The 16623-nt window shown below is 38.3% G+C and carries 15 protein-coding genes; 11 read left to right on the forward strand and 4 right to left on the reverse strand.

The genetic code is table 11. The annotated features are described in order from the left end of the window. The first annotated feature begins 61 nt into the window (after positions 1-61). The 11 genes from LCM02_RS11875 (at position 62) to LCM02_RS11925 (ending at position 13220) form a co-directional block, all read left to right on the forward strand. Entirely contained in the window at positions 62-3205 is a 3144-nt protein-coding gene (locus LCM02_RS11875; protein WP_224930074.1) for a UvrD-helicase domain-containing protein, read from the forward strand. Between the two features lie 2 nt (positions 3206-3207). Beyond that, the gene (locus tag LCM02_RS11880) at positions 3208-3732 is read left to right on the forward strand and encodes a CvpA family protein (protein ID WP_224930077.1); all 525 of its coding nucleotides are present in this window, start codon (positions 3208-3210) and stop codon (positions 3730-3732) included. Between the two features lie 68 nt (positions 3733-3800). Continuing rightward, complete coding sequence (panB, locus tag LCM02_RS11885; RefSeq protein ID WP_224930080.1) at positions 3801-4619, forward strand: 3-methyl-2-oxobutanoate hydroxymethyltransferase; 819 nt, start codon at positions 3801-3803, stop codon at positions 4617-4619. 133 nt (positions 4620-4752) lie between these two features. Continuing rightward, complete coding sequence (locus tag LCM02_RS11890) at positions 4753-5757, forward strand: AAA family ATPase (protein ID WP_224930083.1); 1005 nt, start codon at positions 4753-4755, stop codon at positions 5755-5757. 88 nt (positions 5758-5845) lie between these two features. Next, positions 5846-6712: a DUF58 domain-containing protein gene (locus tag LCM02_RS11895; RefSeq protein WP_224930086.1), complete on the forward strand. Its 867-nt coding sequence runs from the start codon at positions 5846-5848 to the stop codon at positions 6710-6712. 25 nt (positions 6713-6737) lie between these two features. Then, complete coding sequence (locus tag LCM02_RS11900) at positions 6738-7730, forward strand: hypothetical protein (RefSeq protein WP_224930089.1); 993 nt, start codon at positions 6738-6740, stop codon at positions 7728-7730. Beyond that, entirely contained in the window at positions 7717-8718 is a 1002-nt protein-coding gene (locus tag LCM02_RS11905) for a vWA domain-containing protein (protein WP_224930234.1), read from the forward strand. Before LCM02_RS11900 ends, LCM02_RS11905 begins: the two co-directional genes overlap by 14 nt. 10 nt (positions 8719-8728) lie before the next feature. Continuing rightward, a complete protein-coding gene (locus LCM02_RS11910) occupies positions 8729-9763 on the forward strand; it encodes a VWA domain-containing protein (RefSeq protein WP_224930092.1) in 1035 nt (344 codons plus the stop codon). Between the two features lies 1 nt (position 9764). Continuing rightward, on the forward strand, positions 9765-10628 hold the full coding sequence (locus LCM02_RS11915) for a tetratricopeptide repeat protein (RefSeq protein WP_224930095.1): 864 nt from the start codon (positions 9765-9767) through the stop codon (positions 10626-10628). 47 nt (positions 10629-10675) lie between these two features. Continuing rightward, on the forward strand, positions 10676-12436 hold the full coding sequence (locus tag LCM02_RS11920; protein WP_224930098.1) for a BatD family protein: 1761 nt from the start codon (positions 10676-10678) through the stop codon (positions 12434-12436). A 16-nt stretch (positions 12437-12452) separates the two neighbouring features. Next, a complete protein-coding gene (locus tag LCM02_RS11925) occupies positions 12453-13220 on the forward strand; it encodes a tetratricopeptide repeat protein (protein WP_224930101.1) in 768 nt (255 codons plus the stop codon). 7 nt (positions 13221-13227) lie between these two features. On the opposite strand, the gene LCM02_RS11930 is transcribed toward LCM02_RS11925, so the two are convergent. The 4 genes from LCM02_RS11930 to LCM02_RS11945 all read right to left on the reverse strand — a co-directional run bounded on the left by LCM02_RS11930 (position 13228) and on the right by LCM02_RS11945 (position 16522). Then, entirely contained in the window at positions 13228-13995 is a 768-nt protein-coding gene (locus LCM02_RS11930; RefSeq protein ID WP_224930104.1) for a class I SAM-dependent methyltransferase, read from the reverse strand. A gap of 9 nt (positions 13996-14004) precedes the next feature. After that, entirely contained in the window at positions 14005-14811 is an 807-nt protein-coding gene (map, locus tag LCM02_RS11935) for a type I methionyl aminopeptidase (RefSeq protein WP_224930107.1), read from the reverse strand. A 66-nt stretch (positions 14812-14877) separates the two neighbouring features. Further along, entirely contained in the window at positions 14878-15933 is a 1056-nt protein-coding gene (locus tag LCM02_RS11940) for a glycosyltransferase family 9 protein (protein ID WP_224930111.1), read from the reverse strand. Then, positions 15920-16522: a DUF4254 domain-containing protein gene (locus tag LCM02_RS11945; RefSeq protein WP_224930114.1), complete on the reverse strand. Its 603-nt coding sequence runs from the start codon at positions 16520-16522 to the stop codon at positions 15920-15922. Before LCM02_RS11945 ends, LCM02_RS11940 begins: the two co-directional genes overlap by 14 nt. Positions 16523-16623: the final 101 nt, after the last annotated feature.

Raw genomic sequence — 16623 nt, forward strand, 5'->3', positions numbered from 1 at the left:
TTAAGCCTGTAAAATGAGCGTTATCGCGTCATTTTACTTACTTTTATGAAAAATAGATTAAGTGATCTATCCTTCAACATTCAAAGTTTACAATGCCTCCGCCGGAAGTGGAAAAACCTTTACCCTGGTCAAAGAATATTTAAAGATTATTTTGACGGATCCGAATGTAAGGTCCTATCAAAATATTCTTGCCATAACGTTTACCAACAAAGCGGCATCCGAAATGAAGGACAGAATCCTTGAAAGTCTTTTGGAATTTTCTAAGATGACTGAGGATCGCCAATATGACGGAATGCTGTCAATTCTGATGGAAGAAACCGGACTGGAAAGTAAGGTGATTCAAAAGAGGGCAAAGGAAAAACTACAGGACATTCTTAAAAATTATGCATCTTTTCATATTAAAACCATTGATAGTTTTACCAATAAGCTCATAAAGTCCTTTGCCTTTGATTTGAATCTGACTTCAGATTTTGAAGTAGAACTGGATGCAGATTCAATCTTAAGGGAAGCAGTGGATGAAGTTTTGTCTCAGATAGGAACCAATAAAGAACTCACCAAATTACTTATTGATTTTTCCAAAGAGAAAACCCTGGAAGATAAATCATGGGATGTAAGCAGGGACCTTTATGAGGTTTCAAAGTTGATTTTCAACGAAAATCATGCAAAACATCTGGAAGCCATAAAAAATAAAACCATCAATGACTTTACGGAGTTGTCACTTCAATTGAGAAGAAGTCAGAAACATCATTTGGAGGCTTTAAAAGAGATCGGTGAAAAGGGACTTAAACTTATTGATCAGAAAGGGTTAGCGTATTCGGATTTTTATTATTCACAATTACCAAAATTTTTTAAAAAACTTCTGCTAAAACTGACTGATAAAGTATTTGATCCGGATAGCAGTACATCGAAAAATCTGGAAAATGGAATTTATTATACCAAGAATAAAAATGAAAGCACAAAATTTGCCATAGACAGTATAATTGATGATCTAACCCTTCTTTACAATAAGTCCTTCAAAGTTTTCAGAACATTTAAATTGAATGAAATGATTTTGAAGAACCTGGTTCCTCTTGCTGTGATCAAGACAATCAATCAGGCTTTGGAGACTATCAAAATGAACAACAATATTCGTTTGAATTCTGAATTCAATCAGCTGATCAGTGATCATCTTATCAACGAACCGGCGGCCTTTATCTATGAGAAACTGGGTGAACGATTCAAGTATTTCTTCATTGATGAAATGCAGGATACTTCAGAATTGCAATGGAATAATCTAATTCCTCTGGTCGATAACGCCTTAAGTTCCGAGAGAACAGGTTTGATGCTGGTTGGAGACGCCAAACAGGCTATTTACAGATGGCGAGGGGGCCATGCTGAACAATTTATCAATTTGTCCTCTGAAAGAAACGGAATAGAAACGAATCCGTTTCAAATCCCCAAGACGCTGAAAAATCTTGATACCAATTACAGAAGCCATCAGGAAATAATACATTTCAACAATAACTTTTTTAGTCATATCGGACATCATTTTGAGCTCACAGGCTACAAAGCTTTATACAGGATAGGGAACAGTCAAAAGACAAACAGTAAGGAAGGAGGATTTGTACGGCTTCAATTTACCGAGCCGCTCAAGAACAATGAAGAAAGAAATGAAGTTTACCCTGAACTGGTTCTCCAAACTATAAAGGAGCTTTTATCTCAATTTGATCCCGGTGAGATCTGTGTTCTGGTCAGAAAGAAAAAGGAAGGAGCGGCCGTTGCAAAGTTTTTGACCGAAAGAGGTGTGGATATAGTCAGTTCAGAAACCTTGATGCTTAAGAATAATACAGCTGTTAATTTTGTTATAAACATGCTGCAATTCTTTGAAGACGAAGAAAATGAGGATGCTAAATTTGAAATCCTGGAGTTTCTTTATCATCATTTGGGGGTTGAAGGGGAGCAGCATGAATTTTTCAGCCGCATGGTAAAGTTGAGCAGTAAAGAACTGTTTTTGGCCCTGGAGGAATTCGGAGTTTTTTTTGACAGGGAAAACTATAATCAATACTCAATTTTAGAGGGAGTTGAAGAGCTGATAAGGAGTTTCAGGCTGACTGAGGAATCCGATTCATTTCTTCAGTATTTTATGGACTTTGTCTTTGATTTTTCACAACGAAAATCTCAAAAGAACGTTTCATTTTTGGATTTTTGGGAGGAAAAAAAGGAAAAGCTGAATATTGTCAATTCAGAAGGTGTAAATGCCGTTAGGATCATGACAATTCATAAGTCAAAGGGGCTTGAATTTCCGGTTGTGATTTACCCCTATAATATGGCCCTATATGAAGAAAGGGATCCAAAAGCATGGCTGGATTTACTTGATAAAGAAAGGTTTCTCGGATTTGACAGAATACTTATAAACTCGGGATCTTCAATCAGGAACCTGGGAGAATCCGGGGAGGATATATATCAAAGGCAGCAAAGGGAAAGACAGTTGGACAGTTATAATTTGCTTTATGTTTGCTTCACAAGGGCTGTTGAACAGTTGTATGTGATATCAGAAATAAAAAAGTCAAAAGACGGCCTGCGAAACAGTTCGGAACTGTTTATTGATTATTTAGAGCAAAAGGGATTGTGGAAAGAGGAACAACTTCGTTATGAGTTTGGAGAAAAAATAAGATCAGGTAAACGTAGATCATATTTAGGATCTGCTGAAATTCAAAGGGATTTTATCAGTAGCAGCTGGAAGGATCACCAGATTCATATTGTTACAAATTCAGAGTTGCTTTGGGATCCAAAACGCGGTGATGCTATAGGGTACGGTAATTTGATTCATGAGATCATGGAATCGGTAAAGACAGAGGAAGATGTTGACAATGCCTTATCAAAATTTGTTGCCAGGGGGCTTTTGGATACAGGGAAAAGGAAGGAAGTGGGCCAGCTTATTCGATCGATAATTAATCATCCTGACCTGAGGGAATACTACAAACCGGGGTCAAAAATTCTGAACGAAAGAGAAATTTTGTCTGAATCGGGAGAGATTTTGATTCCAGACAGATTAGTGTTTGACCAGGACGAGGTTGTTGTTATTGATTACAAAACAGGACAGCCAAGTACCAGCCATAAATTACAGGTTGAGAATTATGCCAATGTTTTGAGTAAAATGAATTATCGGGTTAAAGAGAAAATTATTATTTATTTAGACAAGGAAATTAAAATTATTAAGAGTTAATTATGGAATTCAATACAATTGATATCATCTTAGGAGTTATACTGATTTTTGGTACCGTAAAGGGATACATGAATGGATTATTTTTGGAAGTCACCACCCTGGTCGGACTTGTTTTAGGGATCTATGGAGCGATTCACTTTTCGTATTTTCTGGGAGATTTTTTGAAAGATAGTGTTACCTGGGATGAATCCATGATACAGGTAGTGGCCTTTGCGGGGACCTTTTTTATTATTTTGATAGCCTTGGTTTTACTGGGTAGGGCACTTACCAAAATTGCCGAGACCATAGCCCTTGGTTTCTTTAATAAGCTGGTGGGAGCCATTTTTGGTTTTTTGAAATATGCTTTGATTTTAAGTATTGTCCTTATCGTCTATGAGGAAATCAATTCAGGAATTAGATTTATGGAAAAGAAGAAGGCCAAAGAGTCAGTTCTCTATGAACCTGTCAAAAATTTTGCCCCTGCCATATTCCCCAATTTGGTTAAAGTAGTGGACAAAAGAAAATCAAAATCATCAAAAGTGCTATGAAAATAAGTTGTAAAGGGTCGATAGGCAAATAAAAATTATCGCTATTTTTGCGTTGCAAAATCAGAATTATGTCCACAGCAAAAAAGGAATACAAGAGAATTACTACCAAGACCCTGGTGGAAATGAAAAAGGAAGGGGAAAAGATTGCCATGCTTACGGCTTATGATTATACAATGGCCAAAATTGTTGATCATGCCGGGATAGATATCATCCTTGTTGGAGACTCGGCTTCAAATGTGATGGCAGGACATGAAACCACGCTTCCAATTACTCTTGATCAAATGATATATCATGCCTCTTCAGTTGTCCGTGCCATTGAAAGAGCCTTAGTGGTTGTTGACCTTCCATTTGGAACCTATCAGGGGAACTCGAGACAGGCGCTGGATTCTGCCATACGGATCATGAAAGAGTCCGGAGGACATTCGGTTAAGCTTGAAGGTGGAGCGGAAATTTCAGAGTCGATCACTAGAATCCTTTCGGCTGGAATTCCCGTTATGGGCCATTTGGGGCTTACACCTCAATCAATTTATAAATTTGGAACTTATTCAGTAAGAGCCAGAAAGGAGGAGGAGGCGAATAAATTGAAAGCAGATGCTGTGCTTTTGGAAGAGTTAGGCTGTTTTGCGATCGTACTTGAGAAAGTCCCTGCAAAGCTTGCCAGGGAAGTCGCGGAGAGCGTATCAATTCCTATTATCGGCATTGGTGCCGGAGATGGAGTGGACGGACAGGTTTTGGTGACTCATGACATGTTGGGTATGACTCATGAATTTAGTCCTAGATTTCTAAGACGTTATCTCGATCTTTATACTGAGATGGGTAATGCATTCAAAAGTTATATTTCAGATGTCAAATCTCGGGATTTCCCCAATAAGGAAGAACAATATTAATTCATATTTCTCGCTGCTTTGGCGAGTTTTTTTATTTTTACTTTTAACCAAATTTTAACAAGAAAAAACTAACCTATCCCTTAGATTTGTTGCCCTTGTTGTCTAAAGAACAAATTGAAATTTCACAAGATAAATGGATACACACAACACGAATGTTGATATCAGAATGATCAACGAAAAAATAGAAAGAGAAAGTGCGTTTGTCGACCTTCTTCAATTGGAAATGAATAAGGTTATCGTAGGTCAGAAACAAATGTTGGAAAGATTGTTAATCGGTTTGCTCGGTGATGGTCATATTTTGCTTGAAGGTGTGCCCGGTTTAGCTAAGACACTGGCTATAAATACATTGTCAAAAGCGGTTAAAGGTTCTTTCAGCCGGATTCAGTTTACACCTGACCTTCTCCCGGCAGATGTTATTGGTACCATGATCTTTAATATGAAGGAGAATGATTTCTCTATAAAGAAAGGGCCTATTTTTGCCAATTTTGTGCTGGCCGATGAGATCAACAGAGCGCCGGCAAAAGTGCAGTCAGCACTACTGGAGGCGATGCAGGAGCATCAGGTGACCATTGGTGATGAAACGTTTAAATTGCCGGAACCCTTCCTGGTTCTCGCTACCCAGAACCCTATAGAACAAGAGGGAACCTATCCGTTGCCCGAGGCTCAGGTAGACAGGTTTATGCTAAAAACCGTGATCGATTATCCTAAAATTGATGATGAACAAATGGTAATGAGGCAGAACCTTAAAGGTAGTTTTGAGACTGTTAACCCTGTTGTTTCGATCGATCAGATTGCAAGGGCAAGAGAATCTGTTAAGGAGGTTTATATGGATGAGAAGATCGAAAAATACATACTTAATATCATTTTTGCATCAAGATACCCGGAAGACTACCGTTTAAATGAACTCAAGCCTTTGATCAGTTTTGGAGCCTCACCCAGGGGAAGTATCAATCTGGCCATGGCCTCAAAGTGTTACGCATTCATCAAGAGAAGGGGTTATGTGATTCCTGAGGACGTCAGGGCAGTGGTACACGATGTATTAAGACACAGAATCGGAATCACTTATGAAGCCGAGGCAGAGAATGTGACCTCCGTTGACATCATAAACAAAATTGTCAATGAGGTTGAAGTGCCTTAGTCTTTTCAAAAATCAGCAACCATGCTTCACTGATCTGAATGATTCAGATTATTGCAGAGTTTGAGAAGTTTAATTAGAATATCGGTTAGTGGATACTAAAGAATTACTAAAAAAGGTTAGGAAGATTGAGATCAAGACAAGAAGATTGTCTGATCATATTTTTTCAGGAGAATACCACAGTTCCTTTAAAGGGCGTGGAATGACCTTTTCTGAAGTAAGGCAGTATCAGTACGGGGACGATATAAGATCCATTGACTGGAACGTCACTGCGAGGTACAATGAGCCTTATGTAAAGATCTTTGAGGAGGAGAGGGAGCTCACAATGATGCTTGTGGTGGATATCAGTGGATCGGAATCTTTCGGAACCACGGAACAGTTCAAAAGGGATATTCTTACTGAAATAAGTGCAACCCTGGCATTTTCAGCAATTCAGAATAATGACAAAGTTGGGTTATTGCTTTTTTCCGACGAAATTGAATTGTTTATTCCTCCGAAAAAAGGGAAAACCCATGTTTTGAGAATCATCAGGGAGCTGATCGAATTTGAACCACAAAGCAAAAAAACAGACCTTGCCCATGCCTTAAGATACTTGTCAAATGTGATGAAGAAAAAGGCTATAGTCTTTATTCTTTCTGATTTTATTGATACAGGATATGACAATGCTTTGAAAATTGTGGGTAAAAAGCATGATGTGACAGGAATCAGAGTTTACGACAAGCTTGAAACAGAAATGCCCAAACTGGGTATGGTTCCAATGCGGGATTCAGAAACAGGCAAGATCGTTTTGGTGAATACCAATTCGAAAAGAGTACGAATCAATTACAGAGCAAAATATCTGGAAACAGTTGATTATTTTGAAGATTCGTTTACCAAAAGCGGCTCAGGAGTGATCAACACCCGAGTGGATGAGAGTTATGTTAAAAAGTTATTAGGATATTTTAAACGAAGGGGCTGATATAGAATTTCAGTTAGTTGAAATAATGAAAAAAGGATTTAAGAAGACATATAATCAGAAAGAATCAGGGCATAGGCTCACAGGCCTGGGATCCTTGATTGATTCAAAATTATGTCTTGTTGTCATTGTTTTTTTGATTTCTTTTTCTGTTCAGGCTCAGGTATCAACGAAAATTGACACGACTAAAATAAGAATTGGAGAACAGATCAACTACGAGATCATTGTGGATGAGACTCAGGATGTCCGATTTCCAAAATTTGAATCCGACAGCCTGAACAGGGTAGGAGTTGTTACTTCCCATAAAATTGATTCCTTAAAAAACAGACTGATTAAAAAATATACATTGACCAGTTTTGATAGTGGAAGGTATGTTTTACCCGGACAGGAGATTTTTATAAAAAACAAAAGGTTCCTGACCGATCAGGTGATCATCGATGTTGGTACGGTAGAGGTTGATACCATAAAACAGCCCATGCATCACATAAAGGATATCCAAAATGAACCTTATCTGTTTAGTGACTATCTCAATTATTTTTGGGGATTGATAGCTTTGCTCCTTGTTATAGGGCTGATACTGTATTTTATTTTGAAAGATAAACCCACGGAAGAAGAAATAATTTCAAGAATACCACCTTTCGAGGCAGCTAAGATGAGGTTAAAGGAACTGGATGAGAAAAAATTGATATCGCAGAACAAGATTAAAATGTATTATGTTGAGCTTACGGATATTGTCAGAACTTTTATAGAGCGAGAGATGAATATTCCGGCACTGGAGTCAACTACGGATGAGCTTCTTGAAACCCTAATCGATTTTAATAGCAGCAGTAATTTGAATATTCCTAAGGAAACAGTGAATAAATTAAAAAAACTGCTTCAGGAGGCCGACCTGGTGAAATTTGCGAAATCAAAACCTCTGCAGAATGAAATTGTGCTGCATCGAGAGGATGCGGAAGGAATTATCGACACCTTGCATCCTGTAACTGTTGAATCTAAAGAAAATGCAGATGATGGGAAGTAACATGGAATTTACAAATCCGGAATTTCTCTGGTTGCTGTTGCTGATACCGGTCATGGCAGTATGGTACTTTTTCGTTAGGAAAAAGGATGCGGCGGACCTTCATGTTCCTAGTACTTCGGGTTTTGAACATAAAAATATCTGGTCTAGATTGAAGCCCTTGCTATACGCTTTTAGATTATTGGCTATCGCTTTGCTGATCATTGCGCTTGCAAGGCCCAGAAATGTTGAAGTAAGCAAAAGAACCAAGACAACGAGAGGAATTGATATAGTCATGGCCATTGATGTTTCGGCAAGTATGCTTGCAAAGGATCTAAAACCAAACAGATTGGAAGCGCTTAAAAATGTTGCCAGCAAATTTGTTCAGAAAAGGCCTAATGACAGGATTGGAGTAGTTGTTTATGCAGGAGAAAGTTTCACTCAAACGCCTATTACAAGTGATAAGACAATTATTCAGAACACCATACGAAAAATAAGATGGGGACAGATTGAAGATGGTACGGCCATAGGAATGGGCCTTGGATCAGCTGTAAACAGGTTGAAAGACAGTAAGGCAAAAAGTAAGGTTATAATCCTTCTTACTGACGGAGTCAATAACACAGGTTTTGTCGACCCAAAAACGGCAACGGAGTTGGCCAAGGAGTTGAACATAAAGGTTTACACGATTGGACTGGGAACCAATGGTACCGCTTTGTTTCCGGTAGCAAAGGATCTGAACGGAAAACTGATTTTTAGGAATGCCCCTGTTGAAATAGATGAAGAGCTTTTAAAATACATTGCTGCCGAAACGGAAGGCCAGTATTTCAGGGCCACCGGAAACAGGAAACTCGAAGCCATTTATGATGAGATTAACAAGCTTGAAAAAACGGAGATTGAAGAATTTAAATACTACAATTATCAGGAAAAATTCAGGCCCCTGCTTATGATGGCCGGTTTTCTTATTTTAATGGAAATGATGTTGAGATTTACCGTGTACAGAAGTTTTATCTAGAGATTAGAGTATGTATCAAATAGAAGAACCAAAATATTTTTACTTATTTATCGCTGTTGCGATCCTTCTGCTGTTTTATATGCTCAGCTGGTTGTGGAAAGTAAGGAAGCAAAAAGAATTTGCAAGTTCTTCTCTTTTGAATCGATTAAGTCCGGAAAAATCGGTGTTTAAACCGGTTTTAAAGATGATCTTTGTATTGTTGGGGCTGTCATTTTTAGTTATCGCCATGGTCAATCCAAAAATGGGGACCCAGTTAAAAACAGTAAAAAGACAAGGTGTGGATATTGTGTTTGCTCTGGATGTTTCCAAGAGTATGCTGGCCGAAGATATTGCGCCAAACCGTTTGGAAAAATCAAAACAGATTATTTCAAAAATAATTGATAAACTAGGCAGTGACAGGGTGGGAATTATTGTTTACGCCGGAAATGCCTATCCACTTTTACCGATAACCACAGATCACGGTGCAGCCAAGATGTTTTTGCAAAATGCCAATCCGGATATTGTTTCTTCCCAGGGAACAGCCATCAATGAGGCTCTGCAGTTGTCGAAAACTTTTTTTGATGACGATACGCAAACCAATCGTTTTTTGTTTATAATTTCCGACGGGGAAGATCATGAGGAAAATTCAGGAAAAATAGCAAAAGAAATTGTAGACCTTGGTATTCGAACCTATACCATAGGGGTTGGATCCAACAAAGGAAGCCCTATTCCCGTTAAGAAAAACGGGAAATTTCAGGGATACAAGAAAGATAAAAAAGACGAGGTTGTCATCACAAAGCTCAATGTGGAAACCCTGAAAGACATAGCGAGTAATGGGGATGGAAAGTATATTTATGGCAATAAAACCTCCAAGACCATAGAATATGTTGAAGAGTTATTACTGAAAGCTGACAAGAAGGAATTTGAATCGAAACAGTTTTCTGATTACAAGGATCAGTTCCAGTGGTTTGTGGGTTTTGGATTGCTGCTGCTTGTTTTGGATGTTTTCCTGTTGGACAAGAAGACCAAGTGGATACAAAAGTTGAATCTATTTAATGAAAGGTAAGATGAAAAATATTGCATTTATATGTTTCTTTTTACCCCTGGCGATTTTAGCCCAGGAAAATGTAAGTAAGAAACAGGAAAGAACAAAAGAGAATCAAAAGCCTGCTAAAATCAAACTCGCAGAAAAGCAGATTCTTAGAAAAGGGAATGATCTTTTTAAAGAAAAGAGGTTTGTTGATGCCGAAGTTAAATATAAAAAGGCGCTAAAGGAGAATCCAAATTACAGGACAGCGGGTTATAATTTAGGAAATGCCGTTTATGAACAAAATCGATTTGAAGAAGCCTTGCCTCAGTATGAACTTGTAGCTAAAAGTGCGGGTGATAATGAAACAAGAGAAAAGGCGTTTCATAATATTGGCAACGTTATGATGAAGCAAAAGCAATATGCAAAAGCAATTGAGGCTTACAAAAACTCATTGCTTATCAATCCGGGAGACGAGACTACCCGTTATAATCTTGCTCTTGCACAGAAGCTTTTAAAAGATCAGCAGCAAAATAACGAGAATCAAGATCAGAATCAGGATCAGAACAAAGATCAGAACCAGGATCAGAACCAGGATCAGAATCAGGATCAGAATAGTGAGAATAAAGATAAGGAAGAGGAACAGGGAGAGGATGAAAAGAAAGATCAGGATAAAAACCAGGGCGATAATAATGAAGATGAACAGGATCAGCAGGATAATCAGGATCAGCAGGACAAGGGAGATAAGCAGGAGCAACAAAAACAACCTCAGCCTAATCAGCTGAGCCAGCAACAGATAGAACAGCTCCTTGAGGCCATGAGCAACGAGGAAAATAAGACTCAGAAAAAAGTAAACGCAAAAAAAGCAAAGGGTAAAAAGTTAAACCAGGATAAAGACTGGTAAATAAAACTTGAATTTTGTCGTTTTGACAGATCGAAAGTAGAAGAAGAATGAAACGAAAATTTTTAGGCACATTGATAATACTGCTGGCAGTACAAAGCGTCATGGCACAGGTGACGTTTAAAACTGCTGTAAGTAAGACTGAACTCGGTCTCAATGAACGTTTGAGAATTGAATTTTCAATTGACAGGCAGGGAGGTGATGACTTTACCCCTCCCGATTTTAAGAATTTTAAGGTTCTGGCAGGCCCGAGTCAATCGAGTAGTTTTTCTTCCATTAACGGTAAAACTTCCTATAAACTTACCTATACCTATGTGATCCAGCCTATCGCTAAAGGTACTTTTATAATACCCTCGGCAACAATTACGTATGAAGGAGAGAAGATCAAATCAAATACCGTGAGGGTTACGGTGTCTGATGCCATTGAGATTCCGGAGGACCCAAATGACCCTAGGTATGTGGCACAGCAGAATATTCACCTGGTGGCTGAAGTATCTAATTTAAGGCCTTATGTAGGAGAAAGTATTTCCGTGGTATATAAATTATATGTTGACATCAACAAGGTAAATGTTCAAAATACCAGGGAAGCTTCTTCACCTTCTTTTAATGGATTCTGGAATCAGAACATCGAGGTAAAAAAATGGGTGGCAAAGAATGGTACCTATGGAGGAAAACCGCATCGATTTGTAATTGTTCGCAAGATGGTATTGATACCTCATAAATCAGGGAAGCTCGAAATTGATCCCCTCGAAATGGAAATAACAGCCGGAGTTCCTATTGGAAGGAGGGATTTCTTTGGAAACATGCTAATGAACGATGTGAATTTCACCCTTACCTCTGGGAAAAAGACCATAAGGGTGAAGGAATTGCCCGAAGTGGGTAAACCTTTTAATTTCACGGGTGCCGTTGGAGATTATAAGTTCTCGGTAACCCCTAATAAAACTGTTTTAAAAGCCAATGAATCCGCGCTGATCAAAGTAGAACTTAAGGGTAAGGGAAATCTTAAACTGGTTAAGCTACCAGGTATCGAAACTTCAAGCGGTCTTGAGGTATACGAGCCGGAACACAAGGAAAATATTAAAACAACGCTTAACGGGTTGACCGGATCTGTTTACGACCAGTACGCGATTGTGCCTCAGACAAGAGGAAAATTTAAGATACCATCGGTTGGTTTCTCATATTTTAACCCGAAGGAAGAAAAATATTATTCAGTAGAATCCGAGCCAATTTTGCTCAATGCATTACAAGGTGCGGAACCCGTTGATGAAGCTGTGGTGACGAATAAAAAATCAGTGATCAGCAATGAGGGCGACATACGATATATAGCCTTAAAGTCAGAGTTTGATTCCGTCATTAAAGAAGACGATTTCTTCGGATCCAATCTATTTTACTGGTTGATGATTTTGCCATTATTATCAATTCCGCTGGGTATTTATATTGGAAAGAAAAAACAGGAGAGAGATAGCGATATCATAGGAAATAAAAGACGTAAAGCGGATAGGCTGGCCCGGAGATATTTGTCGCAGGCGAAAAAGGAATTGGGAAGAAAAGAAGCTTTCTACATTGCGCTGGAGAAGGCACTTCACAATTATCTTAAGGCAAAGCTTCATGTTGAAACTTCTGAAATTTCAAGAGAAAAGATCGCTGAAATTCTCAGAAAGAAAGAGGTGGATCAGGATACGATAAACGAGTTTAGTAAAGTTTTGGAAAATTGTGATTATGCCCGTTATACGCCTTCAACGGATGTGATGATGAAGAAGGAATATGAAAATGCGAAAACGGTAATTTCAAAGATTGATAAACAACTATAAAAAGGAACAAAGAAGTATGCAGAAAGGGTTTGTAAATATGGTTCTGATTATGATGGTATACCTGACCGGAATATCACTTAAGGCACAGGATGCAGACAGTCTTTTTACATCAGCCAACAAGTTTTACCAGCAGGAAAATTATTTGGAAGCATTGGATCTGTACAAGAAAATAGAAGGTCAGGGACTTGAATCCTGGTCTTTGTATTTCAATATGGCCAATATATATTACAAGACAAATCAGGTTGCTCCGTCTATATATTACTATGAAAAGGCTTTGCTATTGGACCCCAACAACAGAGATATTAAGTTTAACCTGGAATTTGCCAACAGGATGACCCTTGATAATATCGAGCCCCTGCCAAAAAGCCTGGGGCAAAAGTTCATGGATGGAATAGTATTGAAGTTTAATTATGAGACCTGGGCCAAAATAGCGGTTGGTCTGGCCTTTCTCTTTGCGCTATTATTCTTGCTTTATCATTTTTCATACAGCACAAGCAAAAAAAGATTCTATTTTATTACGAGTGGACTTTGCGTAATATTTGTGACCACATCCGTGTTTTTCGCATTTAGAAATAAGCATTATGTTGATAATAACACCCAGGCTGTGGTGTTTTCAAACGCAGTTGCGGTGAAGAGTGCTCCTACAAAATCAAGCGAATTATATTTTGAACTTCATGAAGGCACCAAGGTTACGGTACTTGAGACTTTGGACAATTGGAAAAAGATCAAAATAGCTGACGGTAAAATGGGGTGGCTGGATGCTTCTTCAATAAAGGAAATCTAGAAAATCTCTACAAAGGTTTAGAACAAACAGGAAGTATTTCTCCATTCGCCAGGCGGTATTTATCAATATCCTCCGGACTAAGCACTTTTGAATAATCTATTTCTTCAACTTTGAATCCAGCATTACGAAGCCGGTCAAAATAGTCTCTTCCATACACTCTTACATGGTCATACTGTCCAAAATATTTCGCTCTTTCTTCAGGATCGGTAATTGAAGGGTCTTCAAAAGTTTTTTCTCTGTGAATTTCCTGAGGAACCTGAAAAATTCCCGTTCCTCCTTTTTTCATGACCCGAAAAAGTTCTTTCATGGCCTTTTGATCATCATCGATATGCTCTAAGACATGATTACATAATACAAAGTCAAAAGAATTATCTTCAAAGGGAAGGTTGAGAATATCCGCTTTAATATCCACAATCGGACTGTAGAGATCAGCAGTCGTATAATCGAGATTTTTCATTTTTCGGAACAGCGATAAAAAACACTGTTCAGGAGCCATATGCAGAACCTTTAATGGTTTAGTAAAGAAATCGGTCTCGTTTTTCAGATAAAGCCATATCAATCGATGCCTTTCCAGAGAAAGGGTACTTGGAGATAAAACATTGGGCCTTTGGACAGCGTAACCGTAGGGTAAAAATCGTTTAAAACTTTTCCCATCGATTGGATCTGTGTACCGATCACCCCTTAGCCATAGAGACAAGAATGGTCTGGCCAAATAACTTAATTTGATCAAATAAGGTCGAGGAAAAGTGTTTAGGACCAATTTGAATATCTTCATATCAATAGCTTATTTAGACCTGAATTCAAGTTCTTCATCAGTTTCAATTCCTAAAGCTTCGTTGATATATTTGAAGGTTGAAAGTAATTCCGGTTTGCCTTTGACGATGGCAACATCATGCTCAAAATGTGCACTGGGTTTCATATCGGCAGTTTTAATGGTCCATCCATCGCTGTATTGTTTAATCCGATGCGTTCCCATATTGATCATGGGCTCAATGGCAACAACCATGCCCTCGACAAACTTTTTACCCTTGCCTCTTCTTCCGTAATTAGGCATTTCAGGGTCTTCATGCATTTCTCTACCTATTCCGTGCCCTACCAGCTCTCGAACAACCCCGTAGCCATGGCTTTCCGTAAATTGCTGAATGGCATATCCCACATCACCAACCCTGTTACCTGCTCTGAACTGCCTGATACCCACATAGAGGCTTTCTTTTGTAATTTCAAGCAGCTTTTTGGTTTCCGGATCTATTTCACCAACAGCAAAAGTATAGGCATGATCCCCGTAAAAACCATTTTTTAAGGCCCCGCAGTCAACCGAAATGATATCGCCTTCTTTTAAAGGTTCATCATTTGGAATCCCATGTACTACCTGCTCATTGGGACTCATGCATAGTGTATTTGGAAAATCATATAAACCGAGAAAACCGGGAACAGCTCCCTGATCTCTGATATATTCCTCTGCAATTTTATCAAGCTCCAGAGTGGTTACACCTGGTTTGATAACTTTGGCAATTTCTCCAAGAGTCCTTGAAACGACCAGAGCACTTTCTCTCATCAATTCTATCTCTTCAGGGGTCTTAATTTTAATCATGATTCCAAATTATGCGGCAAAGATACTATAAAAAGGTAATGACCTGAAAATTTAAGTTTTTATCTCTTAGCCTGCCTCAAGTAAGCGGTTAATTTTCTGGACAATCGTATTTGATTCTATGGATTGCATGCAATCTTCATATCCAGGAATTATTTTATTTCCATATATCGAAGTTGGAATAAAAGGATATTGATTCAGATCGGCTGTAATACTGTTTTCCAGAGGCTGTCCAAAAGGAACAAAACCTGCATAAGGATGTGTATTGCCCCAAAGGGTGATAACCGGAACCCCAAAGAGGGCTGCCATATGTCCGTTACCCGAGTCCATGCTTACCATAAGGTCTAAATTGCTGATCAGTTCGAGTTCATGTTGGAAAGACAACCTTCCCGCAATATTGACACAGTTTTTAAAGGAGGAAGAAATTTTATCCAATGATTCAGTCTCTTTTTTTCCTCCTCCAAACAGAAATATTTGGTGTCCTTTTTTTTCGAGGCCCTTAATGACCTGCTCCATTTTATTCAACGGATAAACCTTCGTCTTGTAGGTCGCAAAAGGAGCGATTCCGATCCATTTGGAATTTTTATTTCCTGTAATTTCAACCACTTCTGCGGAGATTTCTTTTTGTCTGAAAAGTTTCACATTTGACAGGTCGATGGGCAGACCAAGTGAGCTGCAAACATCGGAATGACGCTGAAAAATTGATTTAATCGGCTTTAGTTTTTTTTTGCTGAGGGCAACAAGTTTTTTTCTGTCCGCTCTTCCCTTATCAATTGATGCATTATGAATTCTACTTGCTTTGAAAAGGTTTTTAAGGACTTTGGTTCTTAAAACATCATGTAGATCTGCTACCGCGTCGATATCATATTCAGAGAGTTTCCTAAACAGTTTATAAAGGCCGGATAATCCCGAATTTAAGTATTCAGGATCGATGGGGTGAAAAATTATTTCCGGGATTTCATTGAAAAAAGGTCTGAAAAATTCTCTTGATAAAATCGATATTTTAAGATCAGGATATTGCTGTCTCAGAGCCAGAACTATCGGAACGGTCATGGCGACATCTCCCAATGCCGACAAGCGGAGAATAAGTATGTGTTTAGGTCGATTAGATTTATTTTCGAGCACGAAGCACCGGATTTAAGTTATCATCGTTGTACATTTTCATCTGCTTGTAAACTTTCATGTATTTATCACCATTTTGAAAATCAGTTAATAACTCATCAATGGCAGTACTAAGATCCTTTTTTTGTTCCATAAGAATCGATAATTTCAAAGAACAATTTTCGCGATGGGCATCAGATGCATTTTCTCTTTCAGCTTCCTCTTTCATATGATAGATTTTCAAAGCCAAAATAGATAATCGGTCATAGGCCCATGCAGGACTTTCAGTATTGATCCTGGCATTTTCTTTAACCTGGATATTCTTATACTGATCAAGGAAATAGCTGTCTATATACTCCACCATATCCGTTCTGACCTGGTTGGACTTGTCAATACGCCTTTTTATTTCAAGGGCTTCAAGAGCGTTGATCTCGGGATCACGAATTATATCTTCTAAATGCCACTGAACAGCATCAATCCAGTTTTTGTGATAAAACAGATGCCTGATATCATCTTTTTCGTATGGATTTTTGATTACTGAATTAATATCATCTGTAACATGGTAATCCTCAATGCTTTTCTCAAAAATGGTAAATGCTTCGTTTGATCTCATATATAGTTAATTCGTTGTGGTATTCACCTGATTGATTTTGATTTAAATTCGATACTCTTTAGTATGATACCAATAAAATAACGAATTTTCTAAAGGATGAA

Origin of the sequence: Lutimonas saemankumensis (assembly GCF_020171465.1) — a bacterium.
Taxonomy (GTDB): Bacteria; Bacteroidota; Bacteroidia; order Flavobacteriales; family Flavobacteriaceae; genus Lutimonas; species Lutimonas saemankumensis.

Excerpts from the sequence above, each read along its gene's own strand:
- LCM02_RS11880 (WP_224930077.1), top strand. The coding sequence starts at position 3,208 with ATGGAATTCAATACAATTGATATCATCTTAGGAGTTATACTGATTTTT.
- panB (WP_224930080.1), top strand. The coding sequence starts at position 3,801 with ATGTCCACAGCAAAAAAGGAATACAAGAGAATTACTACCAAGACCCTG.
- LCM02_RS11890 (WP_224930083.1), top strand. The coding sequence starts at position 4,753 with ATGGATACACACAACACGAATGTTGATATCAGAATGATCAACGAAAAA.
- LCM02_RS11900 (WP_224930089.1), top strand. The coding sequence starts at position 6,738 with ATGAAAAAAGGATTTAAGAAGACATATAATCAGAAAGAATCAGGGCAT.
- LCM02_RS11905 (WP_224930234.1), top strand. The coding sequence starts at position 7,717 with ATGATGGGAAGTAACATGGAATTTACAAATCCGGAATTTCTCTGGTTG.
- LCM02_RS11910 (WP_224930092.1), top strand. The coding sequence starts at position 8,729 with ATGTATCAAATAGAAGAACCAAAATATTTTTACTTATTTATCGCTGTT.
- LCM02_RS11915 (WP_224930095.1), top strand. The coding sequence starts at position 9,765 with ATGAAAAATATTGCATTTATATGTTTCTTTTTACCCCTGGCGATTTTA.
- LCM02_RS11920 (WP_224930098.1), top strand. The coding sequence starts at position 10,676 with ATGAAACGAAAATTTTTAGGCACATTGATAATACTGCTGGCAGTACAA.
- LCM02_RS11925 (WP_224930101.1), top strand. The coding sequence starts at position 12,453 with ATGCAGAAAGGGTTTGTAAATATGGTTCTGATTATGATGGTATACCTG.
- LCM02_RS11930 (WP_224930104.1), bottom strand. The coding sequence starts at position 13,995 with ATGAAGATATTCAAATTGGTCCTAAACACTTTTCCTCGACCTTATTTG.
- map (WP_224930107.1), bottom strand. The coding sequence starts at position 14,811 with ATGATTAAAATTAAGACCCCTGAAGAGATAGAATTGATGAGAGAAAGT.
- LCM02_RS11945 (WP_224930114.1), bottom strand. The coding sequence starts at position 16,522 with ATGAGATCAAACGAAGCATTTACCATTTTTGAGAAAAGCATTGAGGAT.